Genomic DNA, 21,609 nt, shown 5'->3' on the forward strand with positions numbered 1-21,609 from the left:
ACGGGCCGGTGGCCTGACGGCCCCGGCCGCGCCGCCTGCGACGCCCGGTCTGCGGTCATCGTTCTGCCCCGAAACCGCCACATGGCTGCCGCCTGCCGGGCGCAGGCTGTCGGCCAAACCGGCCGCCGGGCATGAATGGAACCGCCATGCAGGAACTCGAACAGCGCCTTCAGCAACGCTTCCCCGATTGGTTCCATGGCCGCCGTGGCCAGCTGGCGCGGCCGTTGCTGCGCAGCGTCGGCCGCTGGTCGCGGCTGGACCAGATCGAAGCCTTCCTGCAGCGCAGCGCAGGCCTGCGCGGATTCGGCTTCGTCGCCGCCGGCCTGGAATTCATCGACGGCCAGTACCAGGTGGACCCGGCCGCACTGGCGAAGATCCCGGCCACCGGCCGCCTGCTTATCGTCGCCAACCATCCCTCCGGTGCCCTGGACGCGCTGGCCCTGCTGGACGCGGTCGGCCGCATCCGCCGCGACGTGCGGATCGTGGCCAACGACCTGCTGGGCGCGATCGCGCCGCTGCAGGATCTGCTGCTGCCGGTGCGCATCCTCGGTGGCAAGGCGCAGCGTGGCAGCCTGCATGCGGTTGAAGAGGCGCTGGCCGCCGAGCAGTGCGTGATCGTGTTCCCGGCCGGCGAAGTCTCGCGGCTGTCGCTGCGCGGCATCCGCGATGGTCGCTGGCAGCGCGGTTTCGTGCGCTTCGCCCGCGCTGCGGGCGCGCCAGTGCTGCCGGTGCGGGTGGAGGCGCGCAACTCGGCGCTGTTCTACGGCGCTTCGACCCTGTTCAAGCCGGCTGGCACCGCGCTGCTGGCACGCGAGATGTTCACCCGCCGTGGCCGTCCGCTGCGGCTGAGCATCGGCGAGCCGATGCAGCTAGGCAAGGCGGGCGATCCCGGGGCGCAGCTGTTGGCGGTGCGTCGCGCGCTGTATGCGCTGGGCCGCAATGGCGAGACCGGCGGGGCGGTTGCCTGCGCCGGACCCGAGCCGCTGGCATCGCCGGTGCCGCCTTCGCAGGTGGCCGCCGGCATCGCCGCGGCGACCCAGCTGGGCCAGACCGCCGATGGCAAGCAGATCCTGCTGGCGACCTGCACCGCCGATTCGCCGTTGCTGCTGGAGCTGGGCCGTCTGCGTGAACTGACCTTCCGCCAGGTGGGCGAGGGCACCGGGCGCAGCCGCGACCTGGACGACTACGATCCGCAGTACGAGCACATCGTGATCTGGGACGCCACCGCGCAGCGCATTGCCGGCGCCTACCGGATCATGCGCGGTGCGCAGGCACTGGCCCGGCACGGCCTGTCCGGCCTCTACAGCGCGTCGCTGTTCCGCTACTCCGACGACGCCATCACCCACATCGCCGAGGGCCTGGAACTGGGGCGCAGCTTCGTGGTGCCCGACTACTGGGGCAGCCGCAGCCTGGACTACCTGTGGCAGGGCATCGGTGCCTACCTGCAGTGCCGGCCGGGCATCCGCTACCTGTTCGGCGCCGTGTCGATCAGCGCCGCGCTGCCGCGTGATGCGCGCGAGCAGCTGGTGGCGTACTACCAGCGCTATTACAGCGGTACCGCCGGCCTGGCCGAGTCCAACCGGCCGTTCCAGTACTTCGCCGCGCCGCCGAGCTTCGGTGAACTGGATGCAGGCGCTGCATTCGATGTGCTGAAGGCCAACCTGGCCGCACTCGGCACCGGCGTGCCGACGCTGTACCGGCAGTACACCGATCTGTGCGAACCCGGCGGTGCGCGCTTCCTTGCCTTCGGTGTCGACCCGGATTTCAGTGACTCGATCGACGGCCTGATCGAAGTGGACCTGTGTGCGATCCGGCCCAACAAGCGCAAACGCTACCTGCGCGACGCGGGGGCGGCGGCATGAGCGCGCCGGCGAACCTGTCGCCGCACCGGCGCGCAGTGTTCGTCTCCGACGTGCACCTGGGTTCACGTCATTGCCACGCCAGCGAGCTGGCGCGGTTCCTCTCGCAGCTGCGCTGCGAACGCCTGTACCTGGTCGGCGACATCATCGATCTGTGGTGGATGGCCCATCGCCGCGCCAACTGGCGGCAGTCGCACAGCGAAGTCATCCAGGCCCTGCATGCGCTGCGCCGGGCCGGCACCGAGATCATCTACATCCCAGGCAACCACGATGCATCGCTGCGCCAGGTGTGCGGGCTGATGCTGCCGGCGATGCAGGTGCGCCGACGCGCGATCCACGTGACCGCCGACGGCCGCCGGCTGCTGGTGGCGCATGGCGACGACTACGACGGCGTGACCCATTTCGGCGGGCTGCAGGAAAAGTTCGGCGACTGGCTGTACTACCGCATCCTGACCGGCAACCAGGCGCTGAACGCCGTGCGCCGCCGGCTGGGCATGCGCTACTGGTCGCTGTCGGAGTTCCTGAAGAAGCGCAGTGGTGCGGCCGAGCGCTATATCGAGCGCTTCGTGCAGGCCGGGCTGGATGACGTGCGGCGGCGTGGCCTGGATGGCATCGTCTGCGGGCATATCCATCGTGCCGCGCTGATTGAACGCGATGGCCTGGTCTACGCCAATGATGGCGACTGGGTGGAGAGCCTGACCGCGCTGGCCGAAGACCATGACGGCGCGCTGCGCCTGCTCGACCACAACGGCCAGACCCTGGTGGAGCTGCCGGGCGCGCGCCTGTCGCAGGCGGCCTGAACCTGCTCTTGTAGAGTCGAGCTTGCTCGACTGCTCTATCCGCAGTCGAGCAAGCTCGACTCTACAGGGGCGGAACAGTCGAGCAAGCTCGACTCTACAGGGGCGGAACAGTCGAGCAAGCTCGACTCTACAGGGGCGGAACAGTCGAGCAAGCTCGACTCTACAGGGGCGGAACAGTCGAGCAAGCTCGACTCTACAAACGCGCGGCCATCGCGCTAGCATCGGCCAATGGACTCCCTGACCCAGATCGTGCTCGGTGGCGCCGTCGCCGCTGCCATCGCACCGCCCGGCCATCGCCGCGCGGCCCTGCTGGCCGGTGCCGCGCTCGGCACCCTGCCCGACCTCGACGCCCTGTGGCTGGGCTTCACTGCGGCCGACCCGGTCGCCAACATGGTCGACCACCGCAGCTTCAGCCATTCGCTGCTGGTGCTGCCGTGGGTGGCGGCGCTGATCTGGTGGCTGTTCAAGCGCTTCGGCAACGGCCGGGTCGCGCAGTCACCGGTACGCTGGTTCTGGGCGATCCAGCTGGCGCTGGTCACCCATCCGCTGCTGGATGCGTTCACCGTCTACGGCACCCAGCTGTGGTGGCCGTTGCGGCCGCACCCGACGATGGGCTCCAGCGTCTTCATCATCGACCCGGCCTATACCGTGTGGCTGCTGCTGGGCTGCGTGCTGGCCTGGTTCGGCCGCGCGCGGCCGTGGGCGGGCAAGGCGCTGGGCGTGGCCCTGCTGGTCAGCAGCGGCTACCTGGGCTGGGGCCTGATGGCCAAGGCGCAGGTCGATCGTGCCGCCCAACAGAGCCTGGCCGCGATGGGCCTGGGCGATGCGCCGCGCTTCTCGGTGCCGATGCCGTTCAACACCCTGCTGTGGCGGGTGGTGGCAATGACGCCGAATGGCTACGTGGTCGGGGACCGCTCGCTGGTGGCCGACCAGGGCCCGATGCGGTTCGAGGGCCATCCGTCCAACGTGCAGGCCTTGCGCGAAGCATCTGCGATTCCAGCCGTGCAGCGGCTGCAGTGGTTCAACCGCGGTTTCATGCGTGCGCAGGTGGTGGAGGGCCGGTTGGTGCTGAGCGATCTGCGCATGGGCCTGGAGCCCGACTACACCTTCAACTTCGCGGTGGCCGAGCAGGTCGATGGGCAATGGCGGGCGATCAGGCCCGAGCAGTTGCGCATGGATTACAGCAGTCCTGCCGCGCGCGCTGACGTCGGTCGCCGGTTGGCCGCGATGTGGCAGCGGATCTGGCAGGAGCCGGCGACATCGCCGGGTGCGGTCGACCACGCCGCCGTGCATTGATCCGTAGATCCACGCCATGCGTGGATGGCGGTGCATCGGCGGCGGCAGCCACGCATGGCGTGGCTCTACTGCCTCAATTGGCAGTAGAACGTCGGCTCAATACACCGTCGCGCGGCCCTGCACGAACGAATAGAAGAACACCGCGTTCGGGTCGTTCTGCACCAGACGGAACTCGCGGCGCATGCCCTCCACGGTCTCCTCGTCCACCAGCCCGGCCTGCAGCAGCTGGTCGGCCGCCGACAGCAGCAGCTGCTCCCAGAACGCGATCATCGTCTTGCGTCGGGCCGGCTCACGGTTGTCCAGGTGGATGGTCTTGATCTCGGTATGCACGTCGCGGAAACCGCCGGCCAGCAGCAGGTTGCCCAGCTTGGCACCGACGAACGGGTCGCCGCCGTGGTCGTACTGGAAGTCATTGAAGGCCATCCAGTAGCGCCAGATGTGGGGCGAATACGGATCGAGCAGGAACGAGGCATTCATCACCTCGGTGATGTACACCGGGGAGCCCGGTGCCAGCACACGGCGCACTTCGCTCAGCACGCGCGCCGGTGACGGCACGTGTTCCAGTACCCAGCACAGGAACGCCGAATCGAAGGTGCGGGCGTCGAACGGCAGTTCGCCGGCATCGGCCTGCTGCAGGGTGTAGCGGTCGCTGCACCACGGCGTGCGCGCCAGATTCTCGCGTGCGGTGGCCAGCTGCGTTTCGCTCAGGTCCACGCCGGTCACGTGCAGCTCGGGGAAGCGGCGCAGCAGGATCTCGGTCTGCGCACCGACGCCGCTGCCCACTTCCAGCAGGCGACGCGCACCGCCGTAGTCGATCTGGCCGAAGATGCTCGATTCCAGCAGGCGCGCCTGGGTCATCAGGCGCTGCTGTTCGGTGCCGGAGAATCCGTGCAGGTAGGTCGGGGAAGAGATCGGCGGCGTCATGGTGTGCTCTTGTAGAGTCGAGCTTGCTCGACTGTTCGGGAAAGCCAGTCGAGCAAGCTCGACTCTACGGATCAAGGCAGGCGGGCAGGTTACGAGGCGGCTGGCGCAGTCAGGCGGCGGAAGGCATCGCCGGTTCCCCGGCGATCAGGCGATCGAAGTACTCGGTGGTCAGCGCGATCTGGCTCTGCGGGTCTTCGGCGCGGTTGACCACCGCGCGGAAGGCAGCATTCTCTGGCCGGTCCTTGGCATACCAGCCCAGGTGCTTGCGCGCGATGCGCACGCCCTGCGGTTCGCCATAGAACGCATGCAGCGCATGCAGGTGGCCGAGCAGGATGTCGCGCACCTCGGCCAGCGACGGCGGCGGCAGTTCCTCGCCGGTGGCCAGGTAATGCGCCACCTCGCGGAAGATCCACGGCCGGCCCTGCGCGGAGCGGCCGATCATCACCGCATCCACGCCGGTCTGCTTCAGCACCAAGGCGGCCTTCTGCGGCGAATCGATATCGCCGTTGGCGATCACCGGGATGCGCAGCGCGGCCTTGATCTCGCCGATGGTGCCGTACTCGGCCTGGCCGGTGTAATGCTGGTCGCGGGTGCGGCCATGCACGGCCAGCGCGGCGATGCCGCTGTCCTCGGCAATGCGCGCGATCAGCGGGCCATTGCGGTGGTCGCAGTCCCAGCCGGTGCGGATCTTCAGCGTGACCGGCACGTCCACCGCGTTGACCACCGCTTCGAGGATGCGCGCCACCAGCTGCTCGTCGCGCATCAGCGCCGAGCCGGCCCAGGCATTGCACACCTTCTTGGCCGGGCAACCCATGTTGATGTCGATGATCTGCGCGCCGTGGTCCACGTTGTAGCGCGCAGCCTCGGCCAGCTGCTGCGGCTCGGTGCCGGCGATCTGCACGCTGATCGGTGCCGGTTCGCCGTCATGGTCCATGCGGTGGATCGACTTGCGCGTGTTCCAGAAGCGCGGGTCGCTGATGGTCATTTCCGAGGCGGCCAGGCCCGCGCCCAGCCGTTTGCACAGCAGGCGGAAGGGCTTGTCGGTGACGCCGGCCATGGGCGCCAGCACGACGTTGGGGGCAATGGTGTACGGGCCGATCTGCATGCGCCCATTGTAGGGCGCGGGCGGCGGTACGGCCGTGTCGGGCGCGGTCCGGTTCAGGCCGATCGGCACCGACCTCATGCCGTACCGGCATCAGCAGATGCTTGACGGTTGCTTCCGCCGCCCCCAGGGGCGGGTGATCGTGGCCGGCTAACCCAGGCTCTGCCAGGCCTGCCGGGTACCCACGGCGAAGGCCAGCCCCAGACCCAGGCAGACCAGCGAGCTGATCGCCCAGAAGCGCGCGCCGTTGTAGCCGGGGCGGAACAGCGCCAGGCCGAAGCCCATCGCCGCGCGCAGCAGCAACACTGCAGCGATGGCGGGCAGCACCCAGCGGCTGGCCGGCAGTGGCGAGTGCCAGCCGGCGCCGGCCAGGGCATACAGGGTCCAGCCCACCAGCACGGCGGTGATGCCGGCAGTCATCAGCGGCGGCCACCAATGCCCGGCCTGCGCCAGCCGGACCATGCGTGGGCCAGCACCGAAGCATCTGTACCAGGGAGCGCCGAAGGCGATGCAGCCGATATGCAACAGGGCCGCAATGGCACTACCGGCGGCGGCAGCCAGCAACCAGGGGAATCCGTCCATGTCCTGCCCGAGCAAGGAAGCTGCGCGGATGGTGGGCGAGGGGCGCTGCATGGGCAATGCGACAGGTGGCCGCAGCCGGGTCACCGTGCGGGATCGATCCGCAGGCCGGCGCCGAGCCGGTCCAGTGCCACGTCCACGCGCGGCAGCCGCTGCCGGCCCTGCGGCCACAGCAGGCGCAACGGCAGGCCGGGGCAGTCCAGCGCCGGCAGGATCGACACCAGGCTGCCGCGTGCCAATGCGTCGTCGACCAGCCAGGAGGCCAACTGGGCGATACCGAAGCCGGCCTCGACCGCTGCCAGCTGCGCCTCGGCGCTGCCGACCACCAACCGTGCGCGGGCCTGCAGCGGAGCGCTGCGCTTGCCGGCATCGGCGACCTGCCACGGGCCGACGCTGCCGTCGGCTCGGCCGAACAGCACGCCATCATGGTCGGCCAGCTCGGCAGCGGATGCCGGCAGCCCCTGTCGCTGCAGGTAGGCCGGGGACGCACAGAAGCGCAGTCGTTCATGGCCGAGCAGGCGGCTGCCCAGCGTGGCCGGCAGTGGCTCCGGTCCACCGATGCGTACCGCCAGATCGATACCATCCTCGGCCAGGTCGATGAAGCGGTCACTGAAGGTCACCTGCGGCCGCAGGTGCGGAAATTCGTCGGCCAACTGCAGCAGCAGCGGCCAGACCTTCAGGCGGCCGAAGGTGGCCGGTGCATCCACGCGCAGGCGGCCCACCGGCGCATCGGCGTGCGCGGCCAGCACCGATTCGGCATCGGCCAGCTCACCCAGCACCCGCACGCAGGTGCGATGGAAACCTTCGCCGGCCTCGGTCAGGCGCAAGCGTCGGGTGCTGCGTTCAAACAACCGCGCGCCCAGTCGCGCCTCCAGCCGCGCGATGGTCTTGCCCACCGCCGAGCTGGTCAGGTGCAGGCGCTCGGCGGCAGCGGTGAAACTGCCGGCCTCGGCGGTGGCGACGAAGGCCTCGATGCCGCGCAGGCGCTCGGTGGGAAGCATTGGGAAATTCTGTCCGGAATGGGTGGAAAACATAGCAGTAATAGGAACCCGGGGAGGAAATAGGCTGGCGGCCCCTGTTCCTGCACCCACTTACATGGCCTCCCTCGATTCCCCCATGCCCGCTGCACACGGCAACGTCCGCGCAGGCCTGTCGGTCGTTCTGCTGGCGGTGTCCGCCTTCGTCATCGTCACCACCGAGTTCCTGATCGTCGGCCTGCTGCCGGCCCTGGCGCGCGACCTCGGCCTGGGCATCGCCCGAGCCGGTTACCTGGTCACCCTGTTTGCGTTCACCGTGATGCTGGCCGGGCCACCCCTGACCGCGCTGCTCTCACACGTCGACCGGCGCCGCTTGTTCGTGGCCATCCTGCTGCTGTTCGCCGGCTCCAATGCGCTGGCCGCGATGGCCACGCAGCCGTGGCTGCTGGCGCTGGCACGGGTGCTGCCGGCACTGGCGCTGCCGGTGTTCTGGGGCACCGCCAGTGAAACCGCCGCGCAACTGGCACCTGCGGGGCAGGGCGGGCGCGCAGTGGCGCGGGTGTATCTGGGCATCACCGCCGCAATGCTGTTCGGTATCCCGCTGGGGACGCTGGCCGCCGACGCCATCGGCTGGCGCGGCAGCTTCTGGTTGCTGGCCGCTTTGTCGCTGTTGATGTCGGTGGCATTGGCGCTGTGGATGCCGGACACCGAGGCCGGACCGCGTCGCGCGCTGCGCGAGCAGGCACGCGTGCTGCGCCAGCCCTGGCTGCTCGGCAACGTGCTGCTGTCGGTGCTGGTGTTCACCGCGATGTTCGCCGCCTATACCTATCTGGCCGATGTACTCGAACGCCTGTTGCAGGTTCCCGCCGCGCAGGTGGGCTGGTGGCTGATGGGCTTCGGCGCGGTCGGCTTGCTCGGCAATGCACTGGGCGGGCGTTGGGTGGATCGTGCACCACTGGGCGCGACGCTGGTGTTCTGCGCAGTGCTGGCGCTGGGCGTGCTGGGCAGCATTGGACTGACCTTACACGGCGCGTGGGCGTTGATCGCACTGGCGCTGTGGGGCGTGGCGCATACCGCGCTGTTCCCGCTGTGCCAGGTACGGGTGATGCGTGCGGCGCCGCAGGCCCAGGCGCTGGCCGGCACCTTGAACGTGTCGGCGGCCAATGCCGGTATCGGGCTGGGCGCGCTGCTCGGTAGCGGTGCCATCGAGCGCTGGGGCCTGGGCTCGCTGGGCATGGTGGCTGCCGGCGTGGCGCTGCTGGCGATAGCAGCGGGGCGGCTGTTGCGGCGTGCGGAGGAACCATGAAAAAGCCCGGGCATCCGCATGCCCGGGCTCGTTCATCCACACAGGGCGTGGATCTACTTCACTTCTGCGTCGGCCGGGGTGAAGCGTGGCATCGCCGCAGCGGCGCCTTCCTTCTCGGTCGAACGGCCAGCGAACTGGTTGGCGAAGCGCACATGGCGCGCGAACGGGGCATCGGCCACCTGCGCCAGCGACGCGGCCAGCGCACCGTTGAAGGCATCGCCGGCACCGGTGGTGTCGATCGCCTGCACCTGTTCGGCACCCACGCGGTAGTACGGCTGGGTATCGCCGCGCAGGTTTTCTTCGGCATGCGAGACGAATACGCCCACCGAGCCCAGGGTCACCACCACCGTACCGTTGCCGACCAGCTTGCGGCACAGCGCGTGCAGGCTGGCACCGTCCAGCGCGGCAACGTCGTTGGCGTCCACGCGCTCACCGACGTGGCGGCCGAGCAGGGCGGCGAACTCGGTCTCGTTCGGGGTGATCACATCGGCCAGCTTGAGCAGGCCGATGGTCGAGGGGGCATCGGCCGGCGCGGTGTTGAGCACGGTGGTGACACCGGCCTCGCGCGCGGTGGCCAGCGCCGCTTCGATGGTCGGCACCGGCGATTCCAGCTGCACCAGCACCACCTTGGCGCCGGTCAGCAGCGCCTGCTGCTGGTGCAGGAAGTCGGTGCTGAGCGCGGCATTGGCGCCCGGGCCGATCACGATGGTGTTGCGGCCGCGGGCGTCGACGTAGATGCCCGCGGTGCCGGTCGGCTCGCTGCTGGCTTCGGCGATCAGCCCGAAGCCATCGTGCGCGGCCAGTTCGCGTGCCGTGGCGCCACCGGCGTCATCGCCCAGCGCGCACACGAAGTGCGTGTCGGCGCCGGCGCGGCAGGCCGCCACGGCCTGGTTGAAGCCCTTGCCACCGGGGCCGGTGCTGTAGCGGCCGGCAATGGTCGCACCCGGTGCCGGCAGCGACTCGCACCGCCACACGTGATCGACATTGAAGGAACCGACGACAACGACACTGCTGCTCATAGGGAATCTTTTCTCAACCAAGGGTTCAACTGAAGTGCGTCAGCACGCCGGCGATGGTCGCCGTCATGAAGGTGGCAATGGTACCGCCCAGCACCGCGCGCAGGCCGAACTTGGCCAGGTCGTGGCGACGTTCCGGGGCCAGGCCACCGATGCCGCCGATCTGGATCGCGATCGAGCTGAAGTTGGCGAAGCCGCACAGCGCGTAGGTGGCGATCAGGCGGCCCTCGTCGGACAGGCTCACGCCGGCCACCTGGCCGTTCACGATCTGCGACAGCTCGGTGTAGGCGACGAATTCGTTGATCACGACCTTCTGGCCGATCAGCGAACCGACGGTGGTGGCATCGGCCCACGGCGTGCCGATCACCCAGGCGATCGGGGCCAGCACGTAACCGAAGATGGTCGACAGGTTGGTCGGCTTGCCGATCGCGGCCGCCAGGCCGGTCACATCGCCGAGCCAGGTCAGCGGGGCGTTCAGCAGTGCGATCAGGGCGATGAAGGCCAGCAGCATCGCGCCGATGTTCAGCGCCAGCTTCAGGCCGTCACCGGCGCCGGCCGCGGCCGCATCGATGATGTTGCTGGAGGTCTTCTCCACTTCCATCTTCACCGTGCCGCGGGTCAGCGGGGTGCCGGTTTCCGGAATCAGCAGCTTGGCCACGACCAGGGTGGCCGGCGCGGCCATGATGCTGGCCGCCAGCAGGTGCTTGGCGTAGAACGCCTGCTGCACCGGGTCGCCGCCGCCGAGCATGCCCACGTAGGCCGCCAGCACGCCGCCGGCGATGTGGGCCATGCCGCCGATCATCATGGTCAGCAGCTCGGACTGGGTCATCTTGGCGATGTACGGGCGCACGGTCAGCGGCGCCTCGGTCTGGCCGATGAAGACGCTGGCGCAGACGCTGGTGGTTTCCGCACCGGACACGCGCATCACCTTGGTGATTGCCCATGCCATCACGCGCACGATCGCCTGCATGATGTTCAGGTGGTACATCACGCCCATCAGCGCCGAGAAGAAGATGATGGTCGGCAGCACCTGGAAGGCGAAGATGAAGCCGTAGTTCTTGGTGTCCATCAACGAGCCGAAGATGAAACCCGAGCCTTCGTTGACGAAGCTCAGCACCTTGACGAAGCCGTGGCCCAGCGCATCGAACACGTCGCGCCCGCCCGGCACCAGGATCACCAGCGCCGCGAAGGCGATCTGCAGGGTGATACCGGTGGCAACCAGCTTCCAGTCAACCGCGCGCTTGTTGTTGGAAAACAACCAGGTGATGCCGATCAGCACCGCCAACCCGAACAGGCCGAAGCCGATCCTGCCCAAACCTTCGACCATGTGAGTGACTCCCCTGGGGCGTCGCGAAAAACGGGAAGCCTAGTGCAGGGCTGGGGCCGGGGCAAGGAAAAGCAACGTGCAGGCGTCCATCGGTACCGATCAGGCCAGCAACGGCAAGGGGTTGCGGCCGGCAGCGGCAGGTAGAATGAGGCTCGATCCCGGCCCGGATGCGGGCCCGCAGCAGGAGATTCGCATGCAATACCGTCGCCTGGGCTCCACCGGCCTGCCGATTTCCGCCCTGTCCTTCGGTGCCTGGGTGACCTTCGGGGACCAGATTCCGCGCGACGAGGCGCGCAACCTGGTGGCGGCCGCCTGGGACCACGGTGTCAACTTCTTCGACAACGCCGAGGGCTACGCCAACGGCCGCGCCGAACAGGTGATGGGTGACGTGATCAGCGACCTGCGCCTGCCGCGCGACGGTTTCTGCGTGTCCAGCAAGGTGTTCTTCGGCAGCGCCAAGGACCCGCGGCCGACCCAGCGCGGCCTGTCGCGCAAGCATGTGACCGATGCCTGCCATGCCGCGCTCAAGCGCCTGCGGGTGGAGTACCTGGACCTTTATTACTGCCACCGCCCGGATCCGGACGCCCCGATCGCCGAGACCGTGCACGCCATGGACACGCTGGTGCGGCAGGGCAAGATCCTCTACTGGGGCACCTCGGAGTGGTCGGCCGCGCAGATCCAGCAGGCGCTGGACATCGCCGAGGCGCACAACCTGCAGGGACCGTCGATGGAGCAGCCGCAGTACAACCTGCTGCACCGCGAGCGGGTAGAGCTGGAGTACGCACCGCTGTATGCGCGTGCCGGCCTGGGGACCACCATCTTCTCGCCGCTGGCCTCGGGCCTGTTGACCGGCAAGTACGACCAGGGCATCCCGGCCGATGCGCGGCTGGGCCGCCCGGGCATGGAGTGGTTGCAGGACATGGTGCTGGGGGCGGACGCCGAGGCCCGGCTGGGCCAGGTGCGCCGCTTCAGCGAGGTGGCGCGTGCGCTGGGCCAGTCCCCGGCCACCCTGGCCATTGCCTGGTGCCTGCGCAACCCGAACGTCTCCAGCGTGATCCTCGGCGCCAGCCGGGTCAGCCAGCTGCTGCAGAACCTGCAGGCGCTGGAGGTGCTGGAGCAGGTCGATGCCGCCGGCTGGGCCCAGGTCGAAGCCGTCTTCGCCTGACTGCCCTTTGTAGAGTCGAGCCATGCTCGACTCCGGCCCTGGGAGAGCAGTCGAGCAGGGCTCGACTCTACAAAAGCGCCACGCCATTTTGATTGATAGAAGCTATCGAATTTCCGGATTCGATCATTAATCTCATCAATCAAATTGAGAATGGTTGTTGATTGTCAACTGAGAATCATTATCATTTAACTCGTCCCTCGCACGAGTCCAGATGCTCATGAATGCTCAACCTGTACTGCTGCGCCCCGAAACGCTGACCCTCCGCGATCGTCCGGTCCGCGTCGTTCCGCCGGAAGAGGTCATCGACAGCGAAGCCCTGCTCAAGGGCCGTCGTGAAATCCTGATCCAGCACGGCGACCGCTTCTATCGCCTGCGGCACACCAGCAACGACAAGCTGATCCTGACCAAGTAACCGCGGCCTGGTCGCCCGCCTCCCTCCCTCCTGCCGGCAACGCCGACAGGGTGGGCGACCCGTCCGCGCCCGCTCTCTCCCCCTCGGTCTATCGCGCGCATCCTCCGGGTGTGCCGGTAACCGGGGGTTCCCTTGCCTGACCGAACGAAACCGATGACCCGCCATACCGCCCTTTGCCTTGCTGTCTGGATGGCCCTGCCGCTGTCCGCCCATGCTGCCGCCGCTGCCACCGCCGCGCCCGACGCGCGCGAATTTGATCGCGTGCAGGTCACCGCCACCCGCACCGAGCGTGCGGTGAGTGATGTGGCCGCCACGGTCGATGTGATCGACCGCGAGCAGATGGACCGGCACCTGGTGCAGGACATCAAGGACCTGCTGCGTTACGAGCCGGGCCTGTCGGTCAACCGCAGCGCGGCCCGCTTCGGCCTCGGCAGCATCCGCATCCGTGGCCTGGACGGCAACCGCGTGCGCGTGCAGACCGATGGCATCGCGATGCCGACCAGCTTCAACATTGGTTCGTTCTCCAATGCCAACCGCAACTTCACCGACCTGGACACGCTCAAGCGCGTGGAGATCGTGCGCGGTCCGGCCAGCTCGTTGTATGGCTCGGACGCGCTCGGCGGCGTGGTCGCGTTCGTCACCAAGGATCCGGCCGACTACCTGAAGGACGGCAAGGACAGCTACGTCGGCCTGAAGTTCGGCTATGACGGCGAGTGGAAGGGCCTGCTTGGCGGCGTCACCACCGCCTTCGGTGGCGAGCACTGGAGCGGCATGGTCAACATCAACCATCGCCAGGGCCAGGAAACCGTCAACAAGGGTGACGTGCGAAGCCTCGACAACACCCGCACTGCGCCCAACCCGCAGGACCGCGATGGTCGCAGCGGCCTGGCCAAGCTGGTCTACGCGCCGAGCGAGGACCAGCGTTTCCGCCTGACCGTGGAAGGCAACGAAGACAAGACCGAGACCAACGTGCTGTCGTCGATCGACCGCACCACCACCACCGGCATGAAGGCGCGCGACAAGCAGAACCGCACCCGCGTGTCGTTCGCCCATGAAATGGATGCGCTGGACAAGGGCTTTGCCGACAGCCTGCACTGGCAGGTGTACAGCCAGAACAGCGAGACCACCCAGGTCACCGACGAGGACCGCGCCAACCGCAGCCGTCGCCACCGCGAGTTCACTTTCGACCAGCGCGTGTACGGCCTGCAGGCGCAGTTCAACAAGGCCTTCAGCACCGGCAGCGTCGAACACGCGTTGACCTACGGCTTCGAGGGCGCACGTACCGAAATCCGCCAGAAGCGCGATGGTTTCCAGGTGCTGGCCAACGGCCAGACCAGCACCACCATCCTGCCGGATGCATTCCCGGTGCGCGATTTCCCGATCAGCAAGACCACCGAGCTGGGCCTTTACGCGCAGGATGAGATGCGCATGGCCGGCGGCAAGCTGTCGCTGGTGCCGGGCGTGCGCGTTGACCGCTACGAGCTGAAGCCGGAGGTGGACAACATCTTTGCCGAGGACAATCCCGGCGTGCCGGTGGCCAAGCTGACCAAGACCAGTGTCTCGCCGAAGCTGGGCATGGTCTATCGCTTCACCGACGAATGGTCGCTGTTCGCCGGCTACTCGCATGGCTTCCGTTCGCCGCCGTACAACGACGTCAACCTCGGCTTCACCAACTTCGCCTTCGGCTACACCGCCATTCCCAATCCGGACCTGAAGCCGGAAACCAGTGATGGCATGGAGCTGGGCCTGCGCTTCCTGTCGCCGGCCGCCTACGTCAGCGTCAGTGGCTACTACAACGAATACAAGGACTTCATCGAGTCGCAGTCGCTGGTCGGCACCAACGCACAGGGCCTGATGGTGTTCCAGTCGCGCAACATCGCCGACGCGCGCATCTACGGCGCCGAACTGAAGGCCGGTGTCGACTTCGGGCAGATCAGCCCGGCCCTGCAGGGCTGGGCGCTGCGCAGTGCGGTGGCCTGGTCGCGTGGCGACAACAAGACCGAAGACACGCCGCTGGATTCGGTCGACCCGCTGCGCGGCACCGTCGGCCTGATGTACGACACCGAGACCTGGGGTGTCGAGCTGGCTGGCACCTTCGTCAAGCGCAAGGACCGGCTGGCCAGCACCACGGCCTATCGCCCGGCGGGCTACGGCGTGACCGACCTGATGGCGCACTGGAACTTCGCGCCGGGCGCGACCTTCAATGTCGGCGTGTTCAACCTGGCCGACAAGCGCTACATCGATTGGTCCAACGTCGGTTCGACGCTGCTGCCGACCAGCCGTGTGCTGGACCGCTATACCAGCCCGGGCCGCACCTTCTCCGCCAGCCTTGCCGTTTCCTGGTGACCTCATGAGCCGAGCATTGTCCGCACGCAGGAACGACTCCATCGCCGCACCGAACGGTGCGGCCTGGCCGACCCCGGCACAGCTGGCCACGCTCGGCACCGTGTTGTGCCTGTACCACGCCGACGGCAACGAACTGGGCGGCTGGCGCCAGGCGGTGCGCGTGCATGCCTGCCAGGGCGTTGACAGCGAGGGCCTGCGCGAAAGCCTGTGCTTCCTCGATGGCCGCGGCCGCTGCGTGTGGCGGTTGTACCTGCTGCCGGACAGCGATTTCCTGGCCTGGGACCGGCTGGTGGCCGCGCTGCCGCCCGGCCCGCAGCACGACAGCGACGGCAGTGTCGGCGAGCGGCTGTGGCGACGCCTGGCCGGCCACCTCGGTGGCCAGCGCTGGCGGTTGTGCGCGCTGCGCCTGCATGCGGCCGACGATGGCCGTACCCTGGCCGCCAGCCTGTCGACCCTGTCCTCGCTGGGCGCCGCCACCGCGCGCCGCATCGCTCGCCTGGAAGGCGCCGAAGGCGAGCTGGCGATCGACGACTGCTGCTGCGCCGACGCCGCGCGGCGACCGGCCCCGCGGATACCCGGCGACCTGCCGCTGATCCGTCTTTGAACCTGATGGAACGCCTGTCGGCCACGGATGGCCTCTCAACAAACCAGCAACCCTGAAGGAAGACCCCGATGAAGTTCCAGACAGCCAGCGCCCTGCTGTTGCTCGCCGCCAGCGGCGTGGCCAGCGCGCAGCCCTCCGACATCGCCCGCGACCATGACAGCATCCTCGCCATGCAGGGCGAGTACACCGTGGATTTCGCTTTCGACGAGACCGTGCTGCTGAAGCCCGGTTACGAGCGCGCGCCGGCGATGCGCAGCGGCGGCAACGAAGTGGTCATCGTGGTGGAAGACACGCCGAAGCGCATCGTGCTGCAGCACCTGCTGCTGGACGAAAAGAGCGGCCACATCACCAAGCACTGGCGCCAGGACTGGGTGTACGAAGCGCCGAACCGCTTCGAGTTCAGTGCCGACCAGACCTGGCAGGTGCGCACCATTCCGGCGGCGACCAACCAGGGGGCGTGGACCCAGTGCGTGTATGAAGTGAGCGACGCACCGCGCTACTGCGGCACCGGCAAGTGGACCTACACCAACAACGTGCCGAGCTGGACCAGCGACCTGAGCTGGCGTCCGCTGCCGCGTCGCGAGTACACCAAGCGCAGCGACTACAACGCGCTGGCCGTGATCAACCGCCACACGCTGACCCCGAACGGCTGGACCCACGAGCAGTTCAACACCAAGGTGCAGCGCAATGCCGATGGCAGCCAGGTGGAGATCGCGCGCGAGTTCGGCTTCAACGACTACGTGAAGACCACCGAGATCGACTTCACCCCGGCCCGCAACTACTGGAAGGCCACTGCCGGTTACTGGGCGAAGGTGCGCCAGCGCTGGGACGGCTTCCTCGGCCAGGCCCCGGGCGTGCACCTGAGGACCAAGATCGACGGCATGGCGATGATCATCCCGCTGTTCACCCAGGCCGAAGAGATCCAGGCCGGCAAGAAGGTGAAGGACAAGCAGATCGACGAAGTGTTCGCCAAGTACGTGGAAAAGGCACCGAAGGAAGGTTGATCGCCGCGGCGGTTCCGGTGAGGTGCCGGGCGCGCCCGGCACCGCATCCACGCATGGCGTGGATCTACCGGTCCTGCGCTTTGGTAGGTGCCGAGCGTGCTCGGCACGCTCTTTGCCGCATCCACGCATGGCGTGGATCTACCGGTCCTTCGTATTAGTAGGTGCCGAGCTTGCTCGGCACGCTCTCCGGTCCGACGCCGCGTCAAGCTTCGCGCAAGGCAAGGGCCGGCGGCGCATGCAGGATGCGCCGCGTGCCCCACCAGCCGGCCAGCAGGCTCAGCCCGATGCCGACCACGCCGCCCAGCAGCAGGCCCGGCCACGGCGGCAGCAACGGCAGCTCGAACACCTTCTGCGAGACCGCCACGCCGATGGCCGCCGCCGCGCCCACCGCCAGCAGCGCCGCCAATGTGCCCAGTGCGCCGAATTCCACCAGCACCGCGCCGCGCAGCTGGCGCCGGGTAGCGCCCAGCGTGCGCAGCACCGCGCTGTCATAGCGGCGCTCGCCGGCCGTGGCCTGCAGTGCAGCCAGCAGCACCAGCACGCCGGCCAGCAGGCTGAACACCATCACCAGCTGCACCGCCTGCGCCACCCGCTCCATCACATCGCGCACCTGCGAGATCACCGCATCCACGTCCAGCAGTGACAGGTTCGGCTGCGCGCGCACCAGTTCACCCAGCCCGGCCGCCTTGCCGGCCGGCAGATGGAACGCCGACAGCAGGTTGTGCGGGGTGTCGCCCACCGCGTTGGGGTTCAGCAGCACGAAGAAGTTCGGTCGGAACGTGTTCCAGTCCGCCTTGCGCACGCTGGTGACGGTGAATTCGCGCTCCTGTTCACCGACGGCAATGCTGATGCGGTCGCCGCTGGCCACCCCGTAACGCTTGGCCCAGCCGATCTCCACCGACGCTTCCGGCGCCGTGCTGTCGGCCTTCCAGAACGTGCCGTCGACCAGCGTGTTGGCCGGCGGGAAGCTGTTGCGCCAGCTGAAGTTCAACGGCCGGTTCTCGTCATCGTCGTCGCGCTGGGCTTCGCCGGATGCCGGCTGCCCGTTCTGTTCCGGCGTGCGGTCCACGCGCAGCGGCGGCTTGCCGTTGATCGCGATCAGGCGGCCGGTGGCCATCGGTTCGATGCTTGCATCGTTGGCGCCCAATCCGCGCAGCGCGGCCAGCACGCTGTCGCGCTGTTCGGGCTGGATGTTGATCAGGAAGTAGTTCGGCGTATCTGCAGGCAGCCGCTCGCGCCACTGCTGCAGCAGGCCAGGACCGGTCACCGCCAGCAGCAACAGCGCGCACAGCGACAGCGACAGCCCGACCAGCTGCATCACCGCCAGCATGCGGCGCCGGGTCAGCGCGGCCAGGCCCAGTCGCCAGTTGCCATGCAGGCGGTGCTGCAGGCCGCGCAGCAGCTGCAGCAGCACGAAGCCGACCACACCGGCGGCCACTGCCAGTGCGGCCAGTCCACCCAGCACCCACAGGGCCAGCTTCAGGTCGCCGGTGACCTGCACCGCCAGCAGCAGGCTGGCCGCCAGCGCCGCGACATAGGCCAGCAGCGATGCCGGTGGCAGCGCGGCGAAGGAGCGGTTGAGCACGCGCATCGGCGGCACCCCGCGCAGGCGCAGCAGCGGGGGCAGGCCGAAGCCGAACAGCAGCAACAGGCCGATGCCGGCACCGGTCAGCGCCGGCATCGCTTCCGGCAGCGGCAGGCGCTGCGGCACCAGGCTGCCCAGCACCTGCACCAGGCCTTCCTGCGCGGCCATGCCCAGGCCGATGCCGAGCGCACAGGCCGGCACCGCCAGCATCAGCAGCTGCAGTGCCAGGCCGAACAGGATGTCGCGCTGGCGCGCGCCCAGGCAGCGCAGGATCGCTACCTGGTCGATGCGGCGCAGGGCGAAGCGGTTGGCCGCCAGCGCGGTTGCCACGCCGGCCAGCAGCACCGCCAGCAGCGCGCTCAGGCCGAGGAAGCGCCCGGCCAGGTCGAACGCCTGGCGCACGCCACGCTGGGTGTCGTCCACGCTCAGCAGGCGCAGGCCCTTGACCTGCGGCAGCAGCCATTGGCGCAGCCCGGCCACCTGATCGGCCGCTCCGGCGAACATCAGCCGGTAGTTGATGCGGCTGCCCGGGCCGAGCAGGCCAGTGCCCTCCACATCGGCGCGGTTGACCAGCAGGGTGGGCGAGAGGGTGAGCAGGTCACCGCCGGCATCCGGCTCGGCCTCGATGATGCCGGCAATGCGCAGCGTGCCGGCGCCGAACTCGAGGTCATCGCCGGCCTTCAGCCCCAGCCCCTGTAGCAGGCGCGGATCGGCGTAGGCCTGGCCCCTGGCGGGCATGCCGGCGTCGGCGATCAGCGCACCGCCGGGCGTGGCCCGCACCCGCAGCGTGCCACGCAGCGGATAACCGGCCTGCACCGCCTTGATGCTGGCCATCTGGCTGGCCTCGCCGTGGAACAGCACGCTGCCGAAGCTGGCGATGCGGGTGTAGGCCAGTCCGCGCCGCTGCGCTTCTTCGGCGAAGGCCTGCGGCGGGTCGTCGCGCCCGGCGATGCCGAGGTCACCGCCGAGCATTTCCGCCGCACTGCCGGTCAGGGCCAGGTTGACCCGGTTCACCAGGGTGCCGACCGCGGTCATCACCGCCACGCCCAGCACCAAGGCCGCGAACACGGTCAGCAGGTCGCCGGCCAGCGCCTCGCGGCGCAGCGCGCGCCACGCATGGCGCAGCAGGTTCATGCTGCGGCTCCGCGCTCGACCGGCAGCAGGCGGCCGTCGTCGATGCGATGGATGTACTGGCAGCGCTGGGCCAGGCGCAGGTCGTGGGTGACCAGCACCAGCGTGGTGCCGCTGCCGGCGTTGAGTTCGAACAGCAGGTCGCTGATGTGCTGGCCGGTGGCGTGGTCCAGCGAGCCGGTCGGTTCGTCGGCGAACAGGATGCGCGGGTGGGTGACGAAGGCACGTGCCAGGGCTACGCGTTGCTGCTCGCCGCCCGACAACTGGCGCGGGTAGTGACGGGCGCGATGGCCCAGGCCGACCTGCGCCAGCACTTCGTCCACCCGCACCCGGTCTTCGCGGCCGGCCAGCTCCAGCGGCAGCGCGACGTTCTCGGCGGCGGTCAGCGCCGGCAGCAGGTGGAAGCTCTGGAACACGAAGCCGACCTCGCGTGCGCGCAGCTGGGCGCGGGCTTCCTCGTCGAGACCGCCCAGATCCTGGCCCGCCAGCGCAATGCTGCCGCGGCTGGGCAGGTCCAGCCCGGCCAGCAGGCCGAGCAGGGTGGTCTTACCGGAACCGGAGGCGCCGACGATGGCCACGCTGGTGCCTTCATGGACGGTCAGGGTGATGTTGTCCAGTATGTGGACTTCACCCTCCGGGCCCTGCACGGACTTGCCGACCTGGTCGACGGCGATGGCGACGGGCGCGCTGCGGGGGGACAGGCTGTCGATGAGGAGACTCCAGATGCGCAAGACGGAATGGAGCCGGCGAGCCGGCGTGATGATGGTGCTGCTGCTAGGGTTCCTGCTGTTGCCGGGGCTGGCCTGTGCCAAAGGTCCGGCGGGCACCGTGCTGGTACTCGGCGACAGCCTCAGTGCTGCCCACAATATCCCCGCCGATGCCGGCTGGGTCAGCCTGCTGCAGCAGCGGGTCAGGCAGCAGTCGAAAACCCCGGCACGCATCGTCAACGCCAGCATGAGCGGGGAGACCACCGCCGGCGCGCTGACCCGCCTGCCGGGCCTGTTGGCGAAGGAGAAGCCGACCGTGGTGGTGATTGCGCTGGGCGGCAACGACGCGCTGCGTGGGCTGACCCCGGCGCAGGTACAGGGCAACCTGGAGAAAATGGTGCAGGCCAGCCAGAAGGCGGGCGCCAGGGTGCTGCTGCTGGGCATCGACGTGCCGCCCAACTACGGGCCGGCCTATCGTCAGCGCCTGGCGGCGGCCTACAAGGCGCTGGCTACGCAGTACAAGGTGCCGCTGCTGCCGTTCCTGCTGGAGGGCGTGGCGCTGCAGCCGGGCATGATGCAGGCCGATGGCCTGCACCCCACGGCACAGGCGCAACCGAAGGTGCTGGACAACGTCTGGCCACTGCTCAGGCCGCTGCTCTGAACCGATTGATGACCTCTTGACGGAACTTCACATCGCGTCCACCGTCGATCCGGCATGTTTCACAAAGCTGAAGTTAGAGGGAATCACATGCGTCAGACGAAGGAGACCTCCGGCTTGGTGCTGGTGGTCGAAGACAACCGCAACATCTCCGAGATGATCGGGGAATACCTGGAAGGTCGCGGCTTCGAAGTCGACTATGCACAGGACGGCCTGGATGGCTACCGCCTCGCGGCGGAAAACAGCTATGACGTCGTGGTGCTCGACTTGATGTTGCCGCGCCTGGATGGCATCGAAGTGTGCCGTCGCCTGCGCAACGATGCGCGCAAGTCCACCCCGGTGCTGATGCTCACGGCACGCGACACGCTGGACGACAAGCTCACCGGCCTCGGGTTCGGCGCCGATGACTACCTGACCAAGCCGTTCGCGATCCAGGAACTGGAGGCCCGCCTGCGCGCGCTGATCCGCCGCGAGCGTCGCCAGGTCGGTTCGGAAGTGCTCAAGGTCGCCGACCTGGTGCTCGATCCGGTCAGCATGCGTGCCACCCGTGCCGGCACCGAGCTGCAGCTGTCGCCGATCGGCCTGCGCCTGCTGACCATCCTGATGCGCGAATCGCCGCGCGTGGTCACCCGCCAGGAGATCGAACGCGAGATCTGGGGCAATGGCCTGCCGGATTCGGACACCCTGCGCAGCCACCTGTACAACCTGCGCAAGATCATCGACAAGCCGTTCGACCGTCCGCTGCTGCACACCGTGCAGAGTGCCGGCTACCGCATTGCCGATATCGCCCAGCCGATGGCCTGATCGGGGC

The 21,609-nt window shown here is 68.5% G+C and carries 19 protein-coding genes; 11 read left to right on the forward strand and 8 right to left on the reverse strand.

Annotated features, from left to right (window positions below):
* Positions 1-146: 146 nt before the first annotated feature.
* The 3 genes from olsF (at position 147) to K5L94_RS03355 (ending at position 3,955) form a co-directional block, all read left to right on the forward strand.
* Positions 147-1,862, forward strand: coding sequence for a bifunctional ornithine lipid synthase OlsF (olsF, locus tag K5L94_RS03345; RefSeq protein WP_053448820.1), 1,716 nt, complete (start codon positions 147-149; stop codon positions 1,860-1,862).
* On the forward strand, positions 1,859-2,659 hold the full coding sequence (locus K5L94_RS03350; RefSeq protein ID WP_053511963.1) for a UDP-2,3-diacylglucosamine diphosphatase: 801 nt from the start codon (positions 1,859-1,861) through the stop codon (positions 2,657-2,659). The genes olsF and K5L94_RS03350 overlap by 4 nt, the downstream gene beginning before the upstream one ends.
* Positions 2,660-2,887: 228 nt before the next feature.
* Positions 2,888-3,955: a metal-dependent hydrolase gene (locus K5L94_RS03355; RefSeq protein ID WP_053448822.1), complete on the forward strand. Its 1,068-nt coding sequence runs from the start codon at positions 2,888-2,890 to the stop codon at positions 3,953-3,955.
* 96 nt (positions 3,956-4,051) lie between these two features.
* On the opposite strand, the gene K5L94_RS03360 is transcribed toward K5L94_RS03355, so the two are convergent.
* The 4 genes from K5L94_RS03360 to K5L94_RS03375 all read right to left on the reverse strand — a co-directional run bounded on the left by K5L94_RS03360 (position 4,052) and on the right by K5L94_RS03375 (position 7,561).
* Positions 4,052-4,879 (reverse strand): methyltransferase domain-containing protein, encoded by an 828-nt coding sequence (locus tag K5L94_RS03360; RefSeq protein WP_049456913.1) that lies wholly within the window; start codon positions 4,877-4,879, stop codon positions 4,052-4,054.
* A gap of 109 nt (positions 4,880-4,988) precedes the next feature.
* Positions 4,989-5,984: a tRNA dihydrouridine synthase DusB gene (gene dusB, locus K5L94_RS03365; protein WP_053451243.1), complete on the reverse strand. Its 996-nt coding sequence runs from the start codon at positions 5,982-5,984 to the stop codon at positions 4,989-4,991.
* A 147-nt stretch (positions 5,985-6,131) separates the two neighbouring features.
* A complete protein-coding gene (locus K5L94_RS03370; RefSeq protein WP_180879000.1) occupies positions 6,132-6,563 on the reverse strand; it encodes a hypothetical protein in 432 nt (143 codons plus the stop codon).
* An 80-nt stretch (positions 6,564-6,643) separates the two neighbouring features.
* Positions 6,644-7,561, reverse strand: a complete 918-nt coding sequence (locus K5L94_RS03375; RefSeq protein ID WP_053448824.1) for a LysR family transcriptional regulator — start codon at positions 7,559-7,561, stop codon at positions 6,644-6,646.
* 115 nt (positions 7,562-7,676) lie between these two features.
* Here K5L94_RS03375 and K5L94_RS03380 point away from each other — a divergent pair, with 115 nt between their 5' ends.
* A complete protein-coding gene (locus tag K5L94_RS03380; protein ID WP_238581851.1) occupies positions 7,677-8,843 on the forward strand; it encodes an MFS transporter in 1,167 nt (388 codons plus the stop codon).
* Between the two features lie 53 nt (positions 8,844-8,896).
* On the opposite strand, the gene K5L94_RS03385 is transcribed toward K5L94_RS03380, so the two are convergent.
* Both K5L94_RS03385 and K5L94_RS03390 read right to left on the reverse strand, forming a co-directional pair.
* Positions 8,897-9,862: a ribokinase gene (locus tag K5L94_RS03385; protein WP_049456910.1), complete on the reverse strand. Its 966-nt coding sequence runs from the start codon at positions 9,860-9,862 to the stop codon at positions 8,897-8,899.
* 25 nt (positions 9,863-9,887) lie between these two features.
* The gene (locus K5L94_RS03390) at positions 9,888-11,186 is read right to left on the reverse strand and encodes a NupC/NupG family nucleoside CNT transporter (protein ID WP_004154263.1); all 1,299 of its coding nucleotides are present in this window, start codon (positions 11,184-11,186) and stop codon (positions 9,888-9,890) included.
* A 193-nt stretch (positions 11,187-11,379) separates the two neighbouring features.
* Between K5L94_RS03390 and K5L94_RS03395 the strand changes: the two genes are divergently transcribed.
* From K5L94_RS03395 to K5L94_RS03415, 5 genes are all read left to right on the forward strand, one after another.
* Complete coding sequence (locus tag K5L94_RS03395; protein WP_180878994.1) at positions 11,380-12,351, forward strand: aldo/keto reductase; 972 nt, start codon at positions 11,380-11,382, stop codon at positions 12,349-12,351.
* 217 nt (positions 12,352-12,568) lie between these two features.
* Positions 12,569-12,763 (forward strand): hemin uptake protein HemP, encoded by a 195-nt coding sequence (gene hemP / locus K5L94_RS03400; RefSeq protein ID WP_005412278.1) that lies wholly within the window; start codon positions 12,569-12,571, stop codon positions 12,761-12,763.
* Between the two features lie 153 nt (positions 12,764-12,916).
* Complete coding sequence (locus tag K5L94_RS03405; protein ID WP_414553777.1) at positions 12,917-15,109, forward strand: TonB-dependent hemoglobin/transferrin/lactoferrin family receptor; 2,193 nt, start codon at positions 12,917-12,919, stop codon at positions 15,107-15,109.
* 4 nt (positions 15,110-15,113) lie between these two features.
* Positions 15,114-15,713: a ChuX/HutX family heme-like substrate-binding protein gene (locus tag K5L94_RS03410; RefSeq protein ID WP_053448828.1), complete on the forward strand. Its 600-nt coding sequence runs from the start codon at positions 15,114-15,116 to the stop codon at positions 15,711-15,713.
* Between the two features lie 68 nt (positions 15,714-15,781).
* Positions 15,782-16,717, forward strand: a complete 936-nt coding sequence (locus K5L94_RS03415) for a DUF6607 family protein (protein WP_274512008.1) — start codon at positions 15,782-15,784, stop codon at positions 16,715-16,717.
* Between the two features lie 202 nt (positions 16,718-16,919).
* On the opposite strand, the gene K5L94_RS03420 is transcribed toward K5L94_RS03415, so the two are convergent.
* Entirely contained in the window at positions 16,920-19,436 is a 2,517-nt protein-coding gene (locus tag K5L94_RS03420; RefSeq protein WP_274512009.1) for an ABC transporter permease, read from the reverse strand.
* A complete protein-coding gene (locus K5L94_RS03425) occupies positions 19,433-20,080 on the reverse strand; it encodes an ABC transporter ATP-binding protein (protein ID WP_337999992.1) in 648 nt (215 codons plus the stop codon). The genes K5L94_RS03420 and K5L94_RS03425 overlap by 4 nt, the downstream gene beginning before the upstream one ends.
* A gap of 61 nt (positions 20,081-20,141) precedes the next feature.
* Here K5L94_RS03425 and K5L94_RS03430 point away from each other — a divergent pair, with 61 nt between their 5' ends.
* Both K5L94_RS03430 and K5L94_RS03435 read left to right on the forward strand, forming a co-directional pair.
* Entirely contained in the window at positions 20,142-20,801 is a 660-nt protein-coding gene (locus tag K5L94_RS03430; RefSeq protein ID WP_193391336.1) for an arylesterase, read from the forward strand.
* 87 nt (positions 20,802-20,888) lie between these two features.
* Entirely contained in the window at positions 20,889-21,602 is a 714-nt protein-coding gene (locus K5L94_RS03435; protein WP_002811889.1) for a response regulator transcription factor, read from the forward strand.
* Positions 21,603-21,609: the final 7 nt, after the last annotated feature.

The organism is Stenotrophomonas forensis (assembly GCF_028752115.1).
Classification (GTDB): domain Bacteria; phylum Pseudomonadota; class Gammaproteobacteria; order Xanthomonadales; family Xanthomonadaceae; genus Stenotrophomonas; species Stenotrophomonas forensis.

Bases quoted from the DNA above. Each gene is read 5' to 3' on its own strand.
- olsF (WP_053448820.1), top strand. From the start codon at position 147: ATGCAGGAACTCGAACAGCGCCTTCAGCAACGCTTCCCCGATTGGTTC.
- K5L94_RS03350 (WP_053511963.1), top strand. From the start codon at position 1,859: ATGAGCGCGCCGGCGAACCTGTCGCCGCACCGGCGCGCAGTGTTCGTC.
- K5L94_RS03355 (WP_053448822.1), top strand. From the start codon at position 2,888: ATGGACTCCCTGACCCAGATCGTGCTCGGTGGCGCCGTCGCCGCTGCC.
- K5L94_RS03360 (WP_049456913.1), bottom strand. From the start codon at position 4,879: ATGACGCCGCCGATCTCTTCCCCGACCTACCTGCACGGATTCTCCGGC.
- dusB (WP_053451243.1), bottom strand. From the start codon at position 5,984: ATGCAGATCGGCCCGTACACCATTGCCCCCAACGTCGTGCTGGCGCCC.
- K5L94_RS03370 (WP_180879000.1), bottom strand. From the start codon at position 6,563: ATGGACGGATTCCCCTGGTTGCTGGCTGCCGCCGCCGGTAGTGCCATT.
- K5L94_RS03375 (WP_053448824.1), bottom strand. From the start codon at position 7,561: ATGCTTCCCACCGAGCGCCTGCGCGGCATCGAGGCCTTCGTCGCCACC.
- K5L94_RS03380 (WP_238581851.1), top strand. From the start codon at position 7,677: ATGCCCGCTGCACACGGCAACGTCCGCGCAGGCCTGTCGGTCGTTCTG.
- K5L94_RS03385 (WP_049456910.1), bottom strand. From the start codon at position 9,862: ATGAGCAGCAGTGTCGTTGTCGTCGGTTCCTTCAATGTCGATCACGTG.
- K5L94_RS03390 (WP_004154263.1), bottom strand. From the start codon at position 11,186: ATGGTCGAAGGTTTGGGCAGGATCGGCTTCGGCCTGTTCGGGTTGGCG.
- K5L94_RS03395 (WP_180878994.1), top strand. From the start codon at position 11,380: ATGCAATACCGTCGCCTGGGCTCCACCGGCCTGCCGATTTCCGCCCTG.
- hemP (WP_005412278.1), top strand. From the start codon at position 12,569: ATGAATGCTCAACCTGTACTGCTGCGCCCCGAAACGCTGACCCTCCGC.
- K5L94_RS03405 (WP_414553777.1), top strand. From the start codon at position 12,917: ATGACCCGCCATACCGCCCTTTGCCTTGCTGTCTGGATGGCCCTGCCG.
- K5L94_RS03410 (WP_053448828.1), top strand. From the start codon at position 15,114: ATGAGCCGAGCATTGTCCGCACGCAGGAACGACTCCATCGCCGCACCG.
- K5L94_RS03415 (WP_274512008.1), top strand. From the start codon at position 15,782: ATGAAGTTCCAGACAGCCAGCGCCCTGCTGTTGCTCGCCGCCAGCGGC.
- K5L94_RS03420 (WP_274512009.1), bottom strand. From the start codon at position 19,436: ATGAACCTGCTGCGCCATGCGTGGCGCGCGCTGCGCCGCGAGGCGCTG.
- K5L94_RS03430 (WP_193391336.1), top strand. From the start codon at position 20,142: ATGAGGAGACTCCAGATGCGCAAGACGGAATGGAGCCGGCGAGCCGGC.
- K5L94_RS03435 (WP_002811889.1), top strand. From the start codon at position 20,889: ATGCGTCAGACGAAGGAGACCTCCGGCTTGGTGCTGGTGGTCGAAGAC.